The sequence below is a fragment of the Kluyvera intermedia genome (assembly GCF_034424175.1).
GTDB lineage: Bacteria > Pseudomonadota > Gammaproteobacteria > Enterobacterales > Enterobacteriaceae > Kluyvera > Kluyvera intermedia.
Window position 1 is genome coordinate 2,284,831 of sequence record NZ_CP139986.1, and the last position, 17,091, is coordinate 2,301,921.

Consider the following 17,091-nt stretch of genomic DNA (forward strand, 5'->3'; position numbering starts at 1 on the left):
ACTTATTGATAGTGTTTTATGTTCAGATAATGCCCGATGACTTTGTCATGCAGCTCCACCGATTTTGAGAACGACAGCGACTTCCGTCCCAGCCGTGCCAGGTGCTGCCTCAGATTCAGGTTATGCCGCTCAATTCGCTGCGTATATCGCTTGCTGATTATGTGCAGCTTTCCCTTCAGGCGGGATTCATACAGCGGCCAGCCATCCGTCATCCATATCACCACGTCAAAGGGTGACAGCAGGCTCATAAGACGCCCCAGCGTCGCCATAGTGCGTTCACCGAATACGTGCGCAACAACCGTCTTCCGGAGCCTGTCATACGCGTAAAACAGCCAGCGCTGGCGCGATTTAGCCCCGACGTATCCCCACTGTTCGTCCATTTCCGCGCAGACGATGACGTCACTGCCCGGCTGTATGCGCGAGGTTACCGACTGCGGCCTGAGTTTTTTAAATGGCGGAAAATCGTGTTGAGGCCAACGCCCATAATGCGGGCAGTTGCCCGGCATCCAACGCCATTCATGGCCATATCAATGATTTTCTGGTGCGTACCGGGTTGAGAAGCGGTGTAAGTGAACTGCAGTTGCCATGTTTTACGGCAGTGAGAGCAGAGATAGCGCTGATGTCCGGCGGTGCTTTTGCCGTTACGCACCACCCCGTCAGTAGCTGAACAGGAGGGACAGCTGATAGAAACAGAAGCCACTGGAGCACCTCAAAAACACCATCATACACTAAATCAGTAAGTTGGCAGCATCACCAGAAAACGTATAAATTACACAGCCAACCTACATATGACAAGGTTGTTGCTTTAAAGATAACTACAGTTGAGCGTGGGTTAATTAATTCTTTTGAATCGCCACGGGTTTAACAGACACCTCAGAGTCATTTAAGATGGCTTAAAGAGAGGTGCCCATGAGCGGTAAGCGTTATCCCGAAGAGTTTAAAACTGAAGCAGTCAAACAGGTTGTTGATCGCGGTTATTCTGTTGCCAGCGTTGCAACACGTCTCGATATCACCACCCACAGCCTTTACGCCTGGATAAAGAAGTACGGTCCGGATTCTTCCGCTAATAAAGAACAGTCAGATGCTCAGGCCGAGATCCGCCGTCTCCAGAAAGAGCTGAAGCGGGTTACCGACGAACGGGACATATTAAAAAAAGCCGCGGCGTACTTCGCAAAGCTGTCCGACTGAGGTACGCCTTTATCCGTGACAACACCTGTTGCTGGCCTGTTCGCCTGCTCTGTCGGGTGCTGGATGTTCATCCCAGTGGTTTTTACGCCTGGCTTCAGCAGCCGCATTCACAACGCCATCAGGCAGACCTGAGACTGACAGGACAGATTAAACAGTTCTGGCTGGAATCGGGATGCGTCTATGGTTATCGCAAAATCCATCTGGATCTGCGGGACAGCGGGCAACAGTGCGGAGTGAACAGAGTCTGGCGACTGATGAAACGTGTCGGGATAAAGGCTCAGGTCGGATACCGGAGCCCGCGGGCACGTAAAGGCGAGCCCAGTATCGTGTCGCCCAACAGGCTCCAGCGACAGTTCAATCCGGATGCTCCGGATAAGCGTTGGGTAACGGACATAACCTACATCAGGACCCACGAAGGCTGGCTGTATCTTGCCGTGGTTGTTGATCTGTTCTCACGCAAAATTATCGGCTGGTCCATGCAATCCCGGATGACAAAGGACATTGTCCTGAACGCACTGCTGATGGCTGTATGGCGCCGTAATCCCCAAAAACAGGTGCTGGTTCATTCGGATCAGGGCAGTCAGTACACAAGCCATGAGTGGCAGTCGTTCCTGAAATCACACGGCCTGGAGGGCAGCATGAGCCGTCGCGGTAACTGCCATGATAATGCGGTTGCAGAAAGCTTTTTCCAGTTGTTGAAACGCGAACGGATAAAGAAAAAGAGCTACGGAACGCGGGAAGAAGCCCGCAGCGATATTTTTGATTACATCGAAATGTTTTATAACAGTAAGCGTCGGCATGGTTCCAGCGATCAGATGTCACCGACAGAATATGAAAACCAGTATTATCAACGGCTAGGAAGTGTCTAGATTATCCGTGGCGATTCATTTCTTATCGGGTTTAGACATCTCGCAGCTCTCAAAGGAAACGGGTAAGGCCGTTAAAACTTTATATGCGATACGTCGGAATATCATGGAAAAAACAGGATTTAGATCAATGATTTTCTTGCAGTATATTTATATCCGAAACTATAATTATATGCAAACAGTAATATATCCTGAAATGAGAGGTCTGATACATTGACCTTACTGCCCCTAGATTTTTAGATAATATTTACTGGTGTAAGATAAAATTTGTGTACCTGCGGATAATCTTACTGTGGGTCACGCTCTGTCATTGCTAAGGTGTCCTGGCGTTGGCAAGTTTACCGGCTCTTTATCTAACTCAATCGCAGAGTCTAAATGAGGCATTCAGTTTGAAAAATGTATCAGCCGATGATGCTGAAAACCAAAGAGCCTTACAGAAAGAGAAAGCCACAAAACCAATCAAATAAATAGGTATTATCTATACATCTTTTGCACAACCGCACCCATCACCTATCACTTCAGATAAATCCATTATTTTTCAAAGCATTGTAAAAATTAATCTATATCAATCACCCCAGACTGCAGGGTCTATGCTTATAAAAAGCCCCAATGACAAAGGCGAGTGCAGAATACCCCCACCCGACAGGGGTTGAAGTGATAATCATTATCACTAACATGGTGTTAACGCTTATGTAGCTTCATCGATGAGGTAGACCTATGGAATTGCATTCTGGAACCTTTGATCCCAATGACGCAGCGTGGCAGGGCGTCACGCTGACGCCCTCCGCAGCAGCGCATATCCGGACGCTGGTAAAGCAGCAGCCGGGGATTCAGGGCGTAAGGCTTGGCGTGAAGCAAACTGGCTGTGCAGGGTTTGGTTACGTGCTGGACGCGGTAAGCGAGCCGGATAAAGACGATCTACTGTTTGAATCCGACGGCGCGAAGCTGTGGGTCCCTTTACGCGCCATGCCGTTTATTGACGGCACCGAAGTGGATTATGTGCGCGAAGGTTTAAATCAGCTGTTTAAATATCATAACCCGAAGGCGCAGAACGAATGTGGCTGCGGCGAAAGCTTCGGGGTATAGGCGGTACATAATGACGCGCAATACTGAAGCAACTGACGATGTCCAGACCTGGGCGGATGGCCCGCTGAACTATAAAGAAGGGTTCTTCACCCAACTGAAAACAGACGAACTGGCACAAGGCATCAACGAAGAGGTGGTGCGGGCGATCTCTGCCCGTCGCAACGAACCCGAATGGATGCTGGAGTTCCGACTCAAGGCTTTCCGAGCCTGGCTTTCAATGGAAGAACCGCACTGGTTAAAAGCACACTACGAGGGGCTTAATTACCAGGATTACAGTTATTACTCCGCGCCATCGTGTGGGAACTGCGATGACAGTTGCGCCTCGGAACCTGGAGCGCAACAGCAAACTGGCCCAGCCAGCTTTTTGACAGATGAGGTTGAAGCGGCATTTAACCAACTTGGCGTACCGGTGCGAGAAGGTAGAGAAGTGGCCGTTGACGCCATTTTTGACTCCGTTTCCGTTGCCACTACCTATCGGGAAAAACTGGCCGAGCAGGGCATTATTTTTTGCTCCTTTGGCGAAGCGATTCACGATCATGCTGAGCTGGTAAAGCGCTACCTCGGCACGGTAGTACCGGAAAACGACAATTTCTTTGCCGCGCTAAACGCGGCGGTGGCATCTGACGGTACCTTTATCTACATCCCGAAAGGCGTGCGCTGCCCGATGGAACTGTCGACCTATTTCCGCATTAATGCGGAAAAAACTGGCCAGTTTGAACGCACGATCCTGATTGCCGATGAAGGCAGTTATGTCAGCTATATCGAAGGATGTTCGGCACCGGTACGCGACAGCTATCAGCTGCATGCTGCGGTCGTCGAGGTGATTATTCACAAGGATGCGGAGGTGAAATATTCCACCGTGCAGAACTGGTTCCCTGGCGATAACAACAGCGGTGGGATCCTGAACTTCGTCACTAAACGTGCGCTGTGCGAAGGTGAAAACAGCAAAATGTCGTGGACGCAATCGGAAACCGGTTCGGCGATTACCTGGAAATACCCAAGCTGCATTCTGCGCGGCGATAACTCGGTCGGTGAGTTCTTCTCGGTGGCGCTGACCAGCGGTCATCAGCAGGCAGATACCGGCACCAAAATGATCCACATTGGTAAAAACACCCGATCGACCATTATCTCTAAAGGGATCTCCGCAGGTCACAGCCAGAACAGCTATCGTGGGTTAGTGAAAATCATGCCGACAGCGACCAATGCGCGCAACTTTACCCAGTGTGATTCCATGTTGATTGGTCCGGACTGTGGGGCGCATACGTTCCCCTACGTGGAGTGTCGGAACAATAGCGCACAGCTAGAGCATGAAGCGACGACCTCACGTATTGGAGAAGATCAGCTGTTTTACTGCCTGCAACGTGGAATCAGTGAAGACGATGCAATCTCCATGATCGTCAACGGCTTTTGTAAGGATGTTTTCTCTGAGCTGCCGCTGGAATTCGCCGTGGAAGCGCAAAAATTGCTGGCTATTAGCCTTGAACACAGCGTCGGTTAAGAGCCTGTCCCATTAGGCTCTAAGTATTAAGGGATAAGATATGTTGAGTATCAAAGATTTGCAGGTCTCGGTTGATGATAAAGCGATTCTGCGCGGGGTCAGCCTTGAGGTGCGCCCTGGCGAAGTTCACGCCATTATGGGGCCAAACGGCTCGGGGAAAAGCACGCTCTCAGCGACGCTTGCAGGACGTGAAGACTATACCGTGACCGGCGGTGAGGTTAACTTCAACGGTAACGATCTGCTGGCAATGTCGCCGGAAGAACGTGCCGGGGAAGGTATTTTTATGGCGTTTCAGTACCCGGTGGAAATCCCAGGCGTCAGCAACCAGTTTTTCCTGCAAACCGCACTGAATGCGGTGCGCGGGCATCGAGGGCAGGAGCCGCTGGATCGTTTTGATTTTCAGGATCTGATGGAAGAAAAAATCGATCTCCTGAAAATGCCCGCCGATCTTCTCACCCGCTCGGTTAACGTTGGCTTCTCCGGTGGTGAGAAAAAACGTAATGATATCCTACAGATGGCAGTGCTTGAACCGTCCTTGTGCATTCTTGATGAAACGGATTCCGGGCTAGATATTGACGCTCTTAAAGTGGTCTCCGACGGTGTGAACTCTCTGCGCGACGGTAAGCGTGCGTTTATTATCGTCACCCACTATCAGCGTATTCTCGACTATATCAAACCGGATGTGGTGCACGTGCTTTATCAAGGACGCATCGTCAAATCGGGTGATTTTACGCTGGTGAAGCAACTGGAGGAGCAGGGCTATGGCTGGCTTAGCGAACAACAGTAGCGCACTGCAACAGTGGCATGAGCTGTTTCAGGCGCGCGGCGGGCAGGCATCACCGCAGGCTCAACAGCATCTTCAGCAGGTTCAACGGCTGGGATTACCATCGCGTAAAGATGAGGACTGGAAATACACCTCGCTGGATAAACTGCTAGCGAGCACATTTGTTGCGCCCGCACTACCGGGCTTAACGGCAGTTGAGCGTGACACACACTCACTAGCGCTGGATGCCTGGCGCCTGGTTTTCGTCGATGGACAGTTTGATGCGAGCCTGAGTGACTCTCTCGCGGACAGCGGCTTTGATGTGACGGTAGATAACCAGCGGCAATCGCTGCCAGAGGCCGTTCACTGCGAGGTTTTTCTGCATCTGACGGAAAGTCTGGCGACCTGCGTGACGCATATTCGGGTTCGGCGTAATCAACATCCGGCCAAACCCTTGTTGCTGCTGCACATCACCCGGGGGCTGGAAACCGATGAAATGAATACCGCGCACTATCGGCACCACATGCAATTGGAAGAAGGGGCGCAGGCAACGGTCATCGAGCAATATGTGAGTCTTAATGAGACGCGCCATTTTACCGGCGCGCGGTTCACCGCCGAGGTGGCCGACAATGCTCAGCTTCAGCATCTCAAACTGGGTTTTGAAAATGCTCAGAGCTATCACTTTGCGCATAACGATCTCAGGCTGGGGCGAGATGCGGCGGCGTTCAGTCACAGTTTTTTACTGGGGGCGGCGGTAACGCGTCACCACACCAGCACGCAGTTAAATGGTGAAAACAGTACCTTGCGGGTTAACAGCCTGTCGATGCCGGTCAATACGGAAGTCTGCGACACTCGTAGCTGGCTTGAGCACAACAAAGGCTACTGTAATAGCCGTCAGCTGCATAAAACTATCGTCAGCGATAAAGGTCGAGCGGTGTTTAACGGCGTGATTACCGTCGCACCGCACGCGATTAAAACCGACGGTCAGATGACCAACAATAATCTCCTGTTGGACCGTCTGGCAGAAGTGGACACCAAGCCGCAACTAGAAATCTACGCTGATGACGTGAAATGCAGCCACGGTGCCACGGTCGGTCGGATTGACGATGAACAACTCTTTTATCTGCGCTCACGCGGTATTTCATCAGATGAGGCCAGAAAGATAATTCTCTATGCCTTCGCCGCAGGGCTTACAGATGCGATAACCCTGGATCCGCTCAAGCAGCACGTTCTGGCGCGTATTGGGCGACGTCTGGCTGGAGGTAAGTAATGACTTTTTCCGTACAACAAGTGCGTGGTGATTTTCCGGTTCTGGCCCGTGAAGTGAACGGTCAGCCGCTGGTCTATCTTGATTCTGCCGCCAGCGCGCAGAAACCTGAGCAAGTGATCCATGCTGAAGCGTCCTTTTATCGTCACGGTTATGCCGCCGTGCATCGCGGAATTCACACGCTCAGTGCCGAAGCCACACAGCGCATGGAAGAGGTGCGGCAGAAAGTCGCCAATTTCCTCCATGCGGCTAGCGCAGAAGAGATTGTATTTGTGCGCGGTACTACCGAGGCGATAAATCTGGTGGCGAATAGCTGGGGTACCAGTAACGTCAAGGCGGGCGATAATATCGTCATTACCGCGATGGAGCATCATGCCAATATTGTTCCCTGGCAAATGCTTTGCGCCAGAAACGGTGCTGAGCTGCGGGTGATCCCGCTCAATGCGGATGGGACTTTGCAAATGGCATCCGCGCCCTCGCTGTTTGATGAACGGACTCGGCTGTTGGCGGTGACACAGGTGTCGAACGTACTGGGCACTGAAAACCCGTTGGCCGAATTGATTACCCTGGCGCATCGGCATGGCGCGAAAACGCTGGTGGATGGCGCGCAGGCGGTGATGCATCATCCGGTAGATGTCCAGGCGCTGGACTGTGATTTTTACGCTTTCTCCGGCCATAAACTCTATGGGCCAACCGGAATTGGTGCGCTGTATGTCAAGGCCGATATTCTAAAGGATATGCCGCCGTGGGAAGGGGGCGGCTCGATGATTGCGACCGTCAGCCTGACGCAGGGCACCACCTGGGCAAATGCGCCGTGGCGGTTTGAGGCAGGTACGCCGAATACCGGTGGCATTATCGGTTTGGGTGCGGCGCTGGATTACGTCAGCGAACTGGGGCTTGTGCAAATCGCTGAATATGAACAGACGCTGATGCGATATGCGCTGGATGCGTTATCCCATGTTCCTGACCTGCATCTCTACGGCCCGGCCGACCGTCTGGGCGTCATCGCCTTTAATCTGGGTAAACACCATGCCTACGATGTGGGCAGCTTTCTTGACAATTACGGGATTGCCGTTCGTACCGGGCATCATTGTGCCATGCCGCTGATGGAGTTCTACCAGGTACCGGCTATGTGTCGGGCGTCGCTGGCCATGTACAACACGGTGGAAGAGGTGGATCGACTGGTGGCGGGTCTCCAGCGTATTCAACGTTTATTGGGATAAAAGGGAACTTACGATGGCCGCTTTACCGGATAAAGATAAATTGCTGCGTAACTTTAACCGTTGCGCGAACTGGGAAGAGAAATATCTCTATATCATTGAGCTTGGCCAGCGCCTCCCACCGCTAAGCCCGGAAGAACACTGTGCGAAAAATAGTATCCAGGGCTGCCAAAGCCAGGTATGGATTGTCATGGGTACCGATGCACAGGGGCGAATGACGCTGCGTGGTGATAGTGATGCCGCAATCGTGAAGGGGTTGATTGCCATCGTATTTATCCTCTACGATGAAATGACCGCCGCGGATGTCGAGGCATTTGACGTTCGTCCCTGGTTTGAAAAGATGGCACTGACGCAGCACCTGACCCCCTCACGAGCTCAGGGGCTGGAAGCCATGATCCGTGCAATTCGCGCGCGTGCAGCGGCGAGGTCTCACTAATTTAGCTACTATAGAAAAGACAGCTTCCAATCTGTTACAAAACAAGGCGGGCTACCTGCCCGCCCACTGGTGGTTCAGCTTTCTGGCAATGTTGTCAGTGAATATGAATAAGGAATCCAGATATGAAGCGCGCGTCTCTTATCACACTCAGCATTTTAAGCGCACTCAGCGCGTTTTCTAGCGCCTGGGGCGTTGACTACCCATTACCCCCAGCCAATAGCCGTTTAATCGGTCACAACCAAACCTACACCGTTCAGGAGGGGGATAAGAACCTCCAGGCTATCGCACGACGTTTTGACACTGCCGCGATGCTCATCCTCGAAGCCAATAACACCATCGCGTCCTCACCTATGGCGGGTACGGTCGTGACGATTCCTTCGCAGATGCTGTTACCGGATGTGCCACGCGAAGGTATTGTGGTCAATCTTGCCGAACTGAGACTGTATTACTTCCCGCCGGGCGAGCAGATGGTGCAGGTGTTCCCTATTGGGATCGGTCAACAGGGTCTTGAGACTCCAGAAATGACGACTCGGGTTGGACAAAAGATCTCCAATCCAACATGGACACCGACGGCAGGCATCCGGGCTCGCTCACTGGAGCGCGGCGTTACGTTACCAGCCGTCATTCCTGCAGGGCCGGGGAACCCGTTGGGTCTGTTTGCCCTGCGTCTGGCATACGGTAACGGCGAGTATCTTATTCACGGAACCAACGCGCCGGATAGCGTAGGGCTGCGCGTGAGCTCCGGCTGTATTCGGATGAACGCGCCAGATATCAAAGCGCTGTTCGCTCAGGTTCGCAGTGGGACGACGGTCAGGGTGATCAACGAGCCGGTGAAATATTCCGTGGAACCAAATGGCGCACACTATCTGGAAGTACACCGTCCGCTGTCGCCGAACGAAGCGCAGGATACGCAAACCATGAAGATTACGCTGTCGCCAGACTTTAAGCAGTTTGTTGAACAGACAGGGGTGAGCGAAGAATTGGTAACGAAAAGCTTAGCGCGTCGTGCGGGATATCCGATGATGGTTTCAGATTCGAAGGCTGCCACAAGGACGTCGGTGCTGTCGGCGCAAAATGGTGAAGCGTCGTCAGAAAAAATGATGCAGTAAGCGGAAAGGAATTTCAGGCAAAAAAATGGCGCACAATGTGCGCCATTTTCATTACACAGATACTATTACTTACGGTATTTAGTAGCTGCGTTATCCAGACGCTGGTTAGCGCGTGCTGCGTCATCTTTAGCAGCCTGAACGTCGGAACGCACTGCGTTCACGTCGTTGCTCAGCTGGTCAACTTTAGCGTTCAGAGTCTGAACGTCAGAAGACAGCTGATCGATTTTAGCATTGCTGGAGCAACCTGCCAGCAGAGTAGAACCCAGGATTACCGCGCCCAGTACCAGTTTAGTACGATTCATTATAAATACCCTCTAGATTGAGTTAATCTCCATGTAGCGTTACAAGTATTACACAAACTTTTTTATATTGAGAAGATATTTTTATTCGTTTTCCCTTATTTTTGATCGTTCGCTCAAAGAAGCATCGACTACCGGCTTTTTTAGCGAAAAAGTCTGTGAAAACAGATAACTTCCATCGGATTCATCTTAGATAATCGCGTTTTAAATAGTGGGAGCCTATTTGATTTTTATTCAGCAATGTTATCTGTAGGTATAAAAAAAGCGCCCGATGGGCGCTTTTTTAAGCAAACTATAATAAGTATGTGAATTATTACAGTACGTGCACAGAGGCAGTGTTGGTTGTTCCGCTTGGTACCAGGGCACCAGAAACCATGACAACAACGTCACCTTTCTGAGCCAGACCGCTTTCTACAGCAACTTCTTTACCCAGACGGTAGAAATCATCGGTAGAGCTGATTTCTTTAACGACCTGTGCAACAACGCCTTTGCTCAGCACCAGCTGACGCGCGGTGGTTTCGTTGGTAGTCAGAGCCAGGATGGTGGCATCCGGGAAGTATTTACGGATAGCACGAGCTGATTTACCGCCCTGGGTAGCAACCACGATCAGTGGTGCGTCCAGTTTTTCTGCAGTTTCAACCGCGCCACGGCAAACGGCTTCGGTGATACGCAGTTTACGGCTGTCGTTGTTGAAGTCCAGACGGCTGGTCATCACGCGGTCGGTACGTTCGCAGATGGTGGCCATGATGGTCACAGCTTCCAGCGGGTATTTACCTTTAGCGGATTCACCAGACAGCATAACGGCATCGGTACCATCAAGGATGGCGTTAGCGACGTCGCCGGCTTCTGCGCGGGTAGGGCGTGGGTTTTTGATCATGGAGTCCAGCATCTGGGTCGCAGTGATAACCACTTTGCGCGCACGGATACATTTTTCGATGATCATTTTCTGGGCGAAGATAACTTCTTCAACCGGGATTTCAACGCCCATATCGCCACGAGCAACCATGATGCCGTCAGACGCTTCGAGGATTTCGTCGAAGTTGTTCAGGCCTTCCTGGTTTTCGATCTTGGAGATGATCTGGATGTTTTCGCCGCCGTGAGCTTTCAGATGCTCGCGGATTTCAACAACGTCAGAACGTTTACGGATAAAGGACGCAGCAACGAAATCAACGCCTTGTTCGCAACCGAAGATCAGATCCTGTTTGTCTTTCTCAGCCAGTGCTGGAGCGCGATAGAAACGCCAGGCAGGTTAACGCCTTTGTTTTCGCCCAGGTCACCGTTGTTCAGAACTTTACAGATAACTTTGTTACCTTCGATAGCGGTAACTTCCATGCCGATCAGACCATCGTCAACCAGGACAGTGTTGCCCACGGTCAGGTCGGTGGTGAAACCTTCGTAAGTTACAGCAACGGTTTCGTTGTTGCCCACAACAGATTTGTCGGTGGTGAAAGTGAAGGTCTGGCCAGCTTTCAGGGCAACGTCGTTACCGCCTTCCAGCTTGATGGTGCGAATTTCTGGGCCTTTGGTATCCAGCAGGATAGCGGCTTTCTTACCGGTTTTGCTCAGCACGTTACGCAGGTTTTTGATGCGCTGGCCGTGTTCTGCGTAATCACCGTGGGAGAAGTTCAGACGCATTACGTTCATGCCAGCGTCAAGCATTTTGCCTAACATCTCTTCGGATTCAGTTTTTGGTCCGATGGTGCAAACAATTTTGGTCTTTTTCATGACAGTCTTAGTCTTTTAGGTTGAGATTGAGAAGGATTGGGATTTTGAATTTTCGCTCCATGCCCACATGGCCATAGAGCTAAAGCTGTATTACGAAAGTTGCTATGCCACGCCATAAGGATAGGTGACATAAAAAAAGCGTGCAGAGGAAAGTGTGCTAGAGGTTCAGCATAGTGAAATAGGCGATGTTTTAATCGTTTATTAATGCAGTCCAATGAGCTGAAACCATTCAAGAAAGAAACGCCGCAGATTATACGATGTAATGCGCAAAAAAGAAAATGAAAACGCTGTTTCAAAATCAAAACTCGCTAATTAACAAAATAAAAACGAATATCTTGCCAAAACGTAACAGTTGCGATGCGCAACGAACGAACTCAGGTCATAGAGCATTACGCGTTGATTTGCTTTATCGGCAGAACAAAACAATAATAAACTGATTATTAATGGAAAATAGCGAGTGTAAACAATGGGAAATCAAGCAAAAGACGATTTTTTATACCAGGAGATGTGCCGCGTTGTGGGTAAGGTCGTACTGGAAATGCGTGATTTAGGCCAGGAGCCAAAGCACATGGTTATTGCGGGAGTCGTGCGAACGGCGCTGGCGAATAACAAGATCCAGCGCTCGGAATTGACGCGCGATGCGATGCAAAAGGTAGTGACTGCACTTTCTGGTCAGTCATAACACACTGAAATAATGGATAATCAGGCGATGACGAAGCGCAAAATAGCTTTAACCGCCAGCTCGCTGTGGTGAGTAATAAGCGCTTCATCATCAATATCCGGAAGTGGACCATCCAGATAGAGGCTATTGAAGCTATAAAAGTTGGAAACCTGATAGAAGCTGAAGCTGCTTATCAACCGGTGAACATCCCGGGCTTCCAGCGCAGGCTGAAACATTCCTTGTTCCTGCCCACGGTGCAGAATGTGTTCCAGTAATGAGAGGGCGCTTTTGTTTAACCGTTTCAGGTCACCAGATGCCAATAGCCATTTGCCGCGCTGCATATTTTCCATACAGATAATCCGCATAAAATCTGCATGCTCAGCGTGATAACGCACACTCCATTTAACCAACTGCACTAATGCCTCAACCGGGGGCTGATTTTCTAACCCCAGCTGTTGCTCCGTTTCCCGGATACGCGTGTACACATATTGCAGTACCGCCTGGTACAGCAACTCTTTGGTTTTGAAGTAGTAGACCACCATTCGTTTGGTCGTTTGCGCTTCCCCGGCAATTTGTTCCATTCTGGCGCCAGCCAGCCCATGCTCGGCAAAAACGGCGATCGCAGCGGTAAAAATACGTGTTTTGAGCGATTGTGCTTCATCGTGAGCCATGGCGGACATAACAACTCCTGTTAACTTTTCCAATGGAACAAAAAATACACACAATGATCACAATTTGGCAACCAAATCTGGCGCGATTGAACCAAATGATTCATATTCGATGCAACTGTTACAGCGTAAACCAGGTGAAACTATGTTGCGTTCGATTGCTACTGTGTCTATTTCCGGAACCCTGCCTGAAAAACTGAGCGCGATTGCAGCGGCCGGTTATCAGGGCGTGGAAATCTTCGAAAATGATTTGCTCTATTATACCGGTACGCCAGCAGATGTCCGTACTATGGCCGACGAACTTGGGCTAAAAATTACGCTATTTCAGCCATTTCGTGATTTTGAGGGAGGCACGCGCGAACAATTTGCCGCTAATCTGGCGCGGGCTAAACGCAAATTTGCGCTGATGCATGAACTGGGCTGCGATACGATGCTACTGTGCAGCAACGTTCAGGCAGACTGCAGCGCTGATTTTGAACAGCAGGTTGCGGACCTGCGTGCGCTGGCGACGCTGGCTGAACAAGAGAATATAAAGGTGGGTTACGAAGCGCTGGCGTGGGGCACTCACGTTAACCGCTGGTATCAGGCCTGGGAGCGCGTAAAAGCCGTTGATAGCACGGCGCTGGGTATTGTGCTCGACAGTTTCCACATCTTGTCATTAGGCGATGATTTGACGCGTCTGCATGAAGTCCCGATGGAAAAAATCACCTTCCTGCAACTGGCTGACGCGCCGATTATGAAAATGGACGTTCTTGAATGGAGCCGCCATTTCCGCTGCTTCCCTGGGCAAGGTGAACTGCCGTTGGTGGAGTTTACCCGTAAACTCACGCAATTGGGTTATCGTGGGCCGTGGTCGCTGGAAATTTTCAACGACGGTTTTCGTGCATCACCTAATGGGGCGACGGCGAAAGATGGCTACCGCTCGTTGTTGTGGCTGGAAGAACAGACCCGTCGGGCGCTCGATAATACCCATGCTGATTTATTCCAGGCGGCTGACTTACCTACCTTCAACGGTACCGAATTTATTGAATTTGCCGCCAGTCCAGCAGAGGCAAAAAAACTCAGCACAATGCTGGGCGGGATGGGATTCCGATTGGCGGGAATGCACCGGACAAAACAGGTCGCGCTATGGAGCAACGGCGGTGCGCGGGTGATTATCAATTATCAGCCCCACAGCTGGGCCGATCATTTCTATCAGCGTCACGGCACTTCGCTTTGTGCCATGGCGTTGCGGGTCAGTGAGAGTGCGCCAATCGTCGCGCGGGCTAAAGCCTACGGTTACGCCACCTGGCAAGGCGATGCCGGGCCGAATGAAAGTGCTATCCCGGCAGTTTGCGCGCCTGACGGCAGCCTGATTTATCTGGTTGACGATCATCAGGATATTTACGCACAAGACTTCAATCTGACCGCGGATAGCAACGGCGGGAGGCTGTTGGGTATTGACCATCTGGCCCTCGGAATGGACGCAGACAGCCGGGATAACTGGGTCATGTTCTGCCGCACGGTGCTCGGCTTTACGCTGGAGCACGAGCAAACGATGCCCGATCCGTACGGTCTGGTGCGAAGCCTGGCGGTGCAAAGTCCTCAGGGTACTATCCGACTCGCGCTGAACATTTCTCAAAGCCGCGCCACGCAAATCGCGCGGTCGGTGGCTTGCTACCAGGGGGCAGGGTTGCAGCATGCCGCTTTTGCCTGTCACGATCTTCCGGTGCTGCTGGAGACCGACCCGCTGGATGCCTCGCTCTCGCTGCCGGTACCGGCGAACTATTATGAAGACCTACTGGCGCGCTTCGGCGCTGCCGTGCAAACCGACATCCTCCAGCGCCAGCAAATCCTTTACGACCGTGACAGCACAGGCGGTGAATTCTTACATCGTTACACCTGGCCGTTTAGTGAAGGCCGTTTCTTCTTTGAATTGACGGAAAGACGTCACGGATACACGCAATACGGCGCAGTGAATGCCGCCGTGCGGCTTTCAGCAATGCAGTACCGTTAAATCATAAAATGTACCACCCGGTACGTCAGTGCCACAGAAGTCGAACATAAAAATAATATTCATCTGCACCCGACAATGACAGGTAAACACTATGAACTCACTCGGCCATAATCGCGTGGCTACCGCTGAAGCGGTCAACGCAGTCCCTCGCTCCCGGCGGCGCATAGGTATTCTGGCGCTGCTGGCCGTTGGTACCATGATTAACTATCTCGACCGTACCGTGCTGGGCATCGCTGCCCCGCAGTTGACACAGGAACTGGGGATCGGTGCAGCGATGATGGGGATCGTTTTTTCCGCTTTTGCCTGGACTTACGCGTTGGCGCAAATTCCCGGCGGTATGTTCCTCGACAGGTTTGGCAATAAAATAACCTATTTTCTGGCATTGGGTTTCTGGTCGCTGTTTACGCTGTTCCACGGATTCGCCGTCGGTTTAAAAACGCTGTTATTGTGCCGTTTTGGTCTGGGCGTTAGTGAAGCACCGTGTTTTCCGGTAAACAGTCGGGTGGTGAGCGCCTGGTTCCCACAACATGAGCGTGCCAAAGCGACGGCGGTGTACACGGTAGGGGAATACCTTGGACTAGCTTGTTTTGCGCCATTCCTGTTCTGGATAATGGACGGTTTTGGCTGGCGAGCACTGTTTGTCACCGTCGGTGTGGTTGGCATTCTCTTTGCGCTGGTTTGGTGGCGACACTACCGTGAGCCGCATGAAGATGCACATTTAAGTGAACAGGAGCGTGACTATATTACCGCGGGTGGCGGCATGAGTTCCGGTGCCGAACAGCACAAGGCTTTTAGCTGGCCGCTGGTGCGTCAACTGCTGAGCAAACGACAGATTATCGGTGCCAGCATTGGTCAGTTTGCGGGGAATACGGTGCTGGTCTTTTTCCTGACCTGGTTCCCCACCTATCTGGCAACGGAACGGCATATGCCGTGGCTTAAGGTAGGTTTCTTCGCCATTCTGCCATTCCTGGCAGCGGCGGGTGGCGTGATGTTTGGCGGCTGGGTATCGGATAAACTACTCAAGGCCACCGGTAATGCCAATCTGGGACGCAAGTTGCCGATTATCGCCGGTCTGCTGATGGCAAGCTGCATTATCAGCGCCAACTGGCTCTCCAGCGATACGGCGGTGATTCTGGTGATGTCGTTTGCCTTTTTCGGGCAGGGCATGGTTGGACTGGGCTGGACGCTTATCTCGGATATGGCACCAAAAGGATTGGGCGGCTTAACTGGCGGTCTGTTTAACTTTTGCGCCAACCTGGCGGGGATCCTCACACCGCTGGTGATTGGTTTTATCGTTGCCGCCTACGGCAATTTTTTCTATGCCCTTATCTATATTGGCGGAGCCGCGCTACTGGGCGTTATCGCCTATTTATTTATCCTCGGTGACGTGAAACGCATTGAACTGGATCTTCAACAGCAGGAGGGTGTACATGCAGATTAGCGGACACACGCGGTTGATCGCGCACCTGGGATATCCGACCGCCAGCTTTAAAGCCCCGATGATCTATAATCCCTGGTTTGAAAATCAGGGGGTGGATGTCAAAGTGGTGCCGATGGGAGTGAAGCCACAGGATTACGCCGCACTGATTCCTACACTGTTTTCACTGACCAACATTACCGGTGCCCTGGTCACCATGCCGCATAAAGTGGCAACCTGCGAACTGGTAGACCGGCTTAGCCCGACCGCGCAAATTGCGGGTGCCTGTAATGCGATTCGTCGGGAACATGACGGCACGCTAACCGGGGATATGTTCGACGGCGACGGTTTTGTTCGCGGCATTCAGCGTAAAGGTTTTCAAACCCACGGTGCACGTGCGTTGGTTGTCGGGAGCGGTGGCGTAGGGTCGGCGATCGCGGCATCGCTGGCCGCTGCAGGGGTAAGTGCCTTAACGCTGTTTGATCCCCGGGAAGCCACTGTGCAGGCGCTGGCAGATCGTCTCCAGACGCACTATCCACGGCTTAAACTGAAGATTATGTCGAACGACCCGGCTGGACACTCACTGGTGGTTAACGCCACGCCGCTGGGCATGTCACCTGGCGATCCGCTGCCTATGGACGTTGAGCGAATAGATCCCAGTGCATTCGTGGGAGAAGTGGTTATGAAGCAGGAATTTACACCGTTTCTCAAATCCGCGATGGCGCGAGGTTGTCCGGTACAGCGTGGAACCGATATGTTGTTTGAGATGATCCCAGCCTACCTGGACTTTTTCCACTTGCCGGTAGCAACACCGGAACAGTTACAGTCGCTGGCGGATATTCGCTACTAAAGCGCTGGTCAATAGCGTAATAGCCCGAGTAATATAGCGCTT

General features: G+C 51.7%; 16 protein-coding genes and 1 pseudogene. 12 read left to right on the top strand and 5 right to left on the bottom strand.

Going from position 1 to position 17,091, the window contains the following annotated elements; all coding sequences use genetic code 11:
• Positions 1–2 precede the first annotated feature (2 nt).
• Positions 3–700 (bottom strand): IS1-like element IS1B family transposase gene (locus U0026_RS11070; protein WP_241973917.1). Its coding sequence is split into 2 segments (ribosomal slippage): positions 3–451 and positions 451–700, totalling 699 coding nucleotides; the frame shifts between segments, so codons are not numbered across the junction.
• Positions 701–909: 209 nt separating this feature from the next.
• On the opposite strand from U0026_RS11070, the gene U0026_RS11075 reads away from it, so the two are divergent.
• The 8 genes from U0026_RS11075 (at position 910) to ldtE (ending at position 9,433) form a co-directional block, all read left to right on the top strand.
• Positions 910–2,057 (top strand): IS3 family transposase gene (locus tag U0026_RS11075; protein WP_126440740.1). Its coding sequence is split into 2 segments (ribosomal slippage): positions 910–1,147 and positions 1,147–2,057, totalling 1,149 coding nucleotides; the frame shifts between segments, so codons are not numbered across the junction.
• A 714-nt stretch (positions 2,058–2,771) separates the two neighbouring features.
• Positions 2,772–3,140 carry a Fe-S cluster assembly scaffold SufA gene (gene sufA / locus U0026_RS11080; protein WP_062779545.1) on the top strand — a complete coding sequence of 123 codons (369 nt, stop codon included), beginning with the start codon at positions 2,772–2,774 and terminating at the stop codon, positions 3,138–3,140.
• A gap of 10 nt (positions 3,141–3,150) precedes the next feature.
• Positions 3,151–4,638, top strand: coding sequence for a Fe-S cluster assembly protein SufB (gene sufB / locus U0026_RS11085; protein WP_062779547.1), 1,488 nt, complete (start codon positions 3,151–3,153; stop codon positions 4,636–4,638).
• A gap of 40 nt (positions 4,639–4,678) precedes the next feature.
• Positions 4,679–5,425: a Fe-S cluster assembly ATPase SufC gene (gene sufC / locus U0026_RS11090; protein ID WP_062779549.1), complete on the top strand. Its 747-nt coding sequence runs from the start codon at positions 4,679–4,681 to the stop codon at positions 5,423–5,425.
• Positions 5,400–6,671, top strand: coding sequence for a Fe-S cluster assembly protein SufD (gene sufD / locus U0026_RS11095; protein WP_062779551.1), 1,272 nt, complete (start codon positions 5,400–5,402; stop codon positions 6,669–6,671). The genes sufC and sufD overlap by 26 nt, the downstream gene beginning before the upstream one ends.
• Positions 6,671–7,891, top strand: coding sequence for a cysteine desulfurase SufS (sufS, locus tag U0026_RS11100; protein WP_062779553.1), 1,221 nt, complete (start codon positions 6,671–6,673; stop codon positions 7,889–7,891). Before sufD ends, sufS begins: the two co-directional genes overlap by 1 nt.
• Before the next feature lie 13 nt (positions 7,892–7,904).
• The gene (sufE, locus tag U0026_RS11105) at positions 7,905–8,324 is read left to right on the top strand and encodes a cysteine desulfuration protein SufE (protein ID WP_062779555.1); all 420 of its coding nucleotides are present in this window, start codon (positions 7,905–7,907) and stop codon (positions 8,322–8,324) included.
• 122 nt (positions 8,325–8,446) lie between these two features.
• A complete protein-coding gene (ldtE, locus tag U0026_RS11110; RefSeq protein WP_062779557.1) occupies positions 8,447–9,433 on the top strand; it encodes a L,D-transpeptidase LdtE in 987 nt (328 codons plus the stop codon).
• A gap of 65 nt (positions 9,434–9,498) precedes the next feature.
• Here ldtE and lpp read toward each other — a convergent pair whose 3' ends face one another.
• The 3 genes and pseudogenes from lpp to ynhH all read right to left on the bottom strand — a co-directional run bounded on the left by lpp (position 9,499) and on the right by ynhH (position 11,759).
• Entirely contained in the window at positions 9,499–9,735 is a 237-nt protein-coding gene (lpp, locus tag U0026_RS11115) for a murein lipoprotein Lpp (RefSeq protein WP_062779559.1), read from the bottom strand.
• Between the two features lie 310 nt (positions 9,736–10,045).
• A pseudogene (gene pykF, locus U0026_RS11120) lies at positions 10,046–11,457 on the bottom strand (pyruvate kinase PykF).
• Positions 11,454–11,759 (bottom strand): protein YnhH, encoded by a 306-nt coding sequence (gene ynhH / locus U0026_RS22835; RefSeq protein ID WP_421666529.1) that lies wholly within the window; start codon positions 11,757–11,759, stop codon positions 11,454–11,456. The pseudogene pykF and the gene ynhH overlap by 4 nt, the downstream one beginning before the upstream one ends.
• Positions 11,760–11,923: 164 nt before the next feature.
• Here ynhH and fumD point away from each other — a divergent pair, with 164 nt between their 5' ends.
• On the top strand, positions 11,924–12,139 hold the full coding sequence (gene fumD / locus U0026_RS11125) for a fumarate hydratase FumD (protein ID WP_062779561.1): 216 nt from the start codon (positions 11,924–11,926) through the stop codon (positions 12,137–12,139).
• Between the two features lie 20 nt (positions 12,140–12,159).
• Here the strand turns inward: fumD and U0026_RS11130 are convergent, their stop codons facing one another.
• Entirely contained in the window at positions 12,160–12,798 is a 639-nt protein-coding gene (locus U0026_RS11130) for a TetR family transcriptional regulator (protein ID WP_062779563.1), read from the bottom strand.
• 133 nt (positions 12,799–12,931) lie between these two features.
• Here U0026_RS11130 and U0026_RS11135 point away from each other — a divergent pair, with 133 nt between their 5' ends.
• The 3 genes from U0026_RS11135 (at position 12,932) to U0026_RS11145 (ending at position 17,049) form a co-directional block, all read left to right on the top strand.
• Positions 12,932–14,782, top strand: coding sequence for a bifunctional sugar phosphate isomerase/epimerase/4-hydroxyphenylpyruvate dioxygenase family protein (locus tag U0026_RS11135; RefSeq protein WP_062779585.1), 1,851 nt, complete (start codon positions 12,932–12,934; stop codon positions 14,780–14,782).
• Between the two features lie 91 nt (positions 14,783–14,873).
• Entirely contained in the window at positions 14,874–16,223 is a 1,350-nt protein-coding gene (locus U0026_RS11140; protein ID WP_062779564.1) for an MFS transporter, read from the top strand.
• On the top strand, positions 16,213–17,049 hold the full coding sequence (locus tag U0026_RS11145) for a shikimate dehydrogenase family protein (RefSeq protein ID WP_062779566.1): 837 nt from the start codon (positions 16,213–16,215) through the stop codon (positions 17,047–17,049). Before U0026_RS11140 ends, U0026_RS11145 begins: the two co-directional genes overlap by 11 nt.
• Positions 17,050–17,091 lie beyond the last annotated feature (42 nt).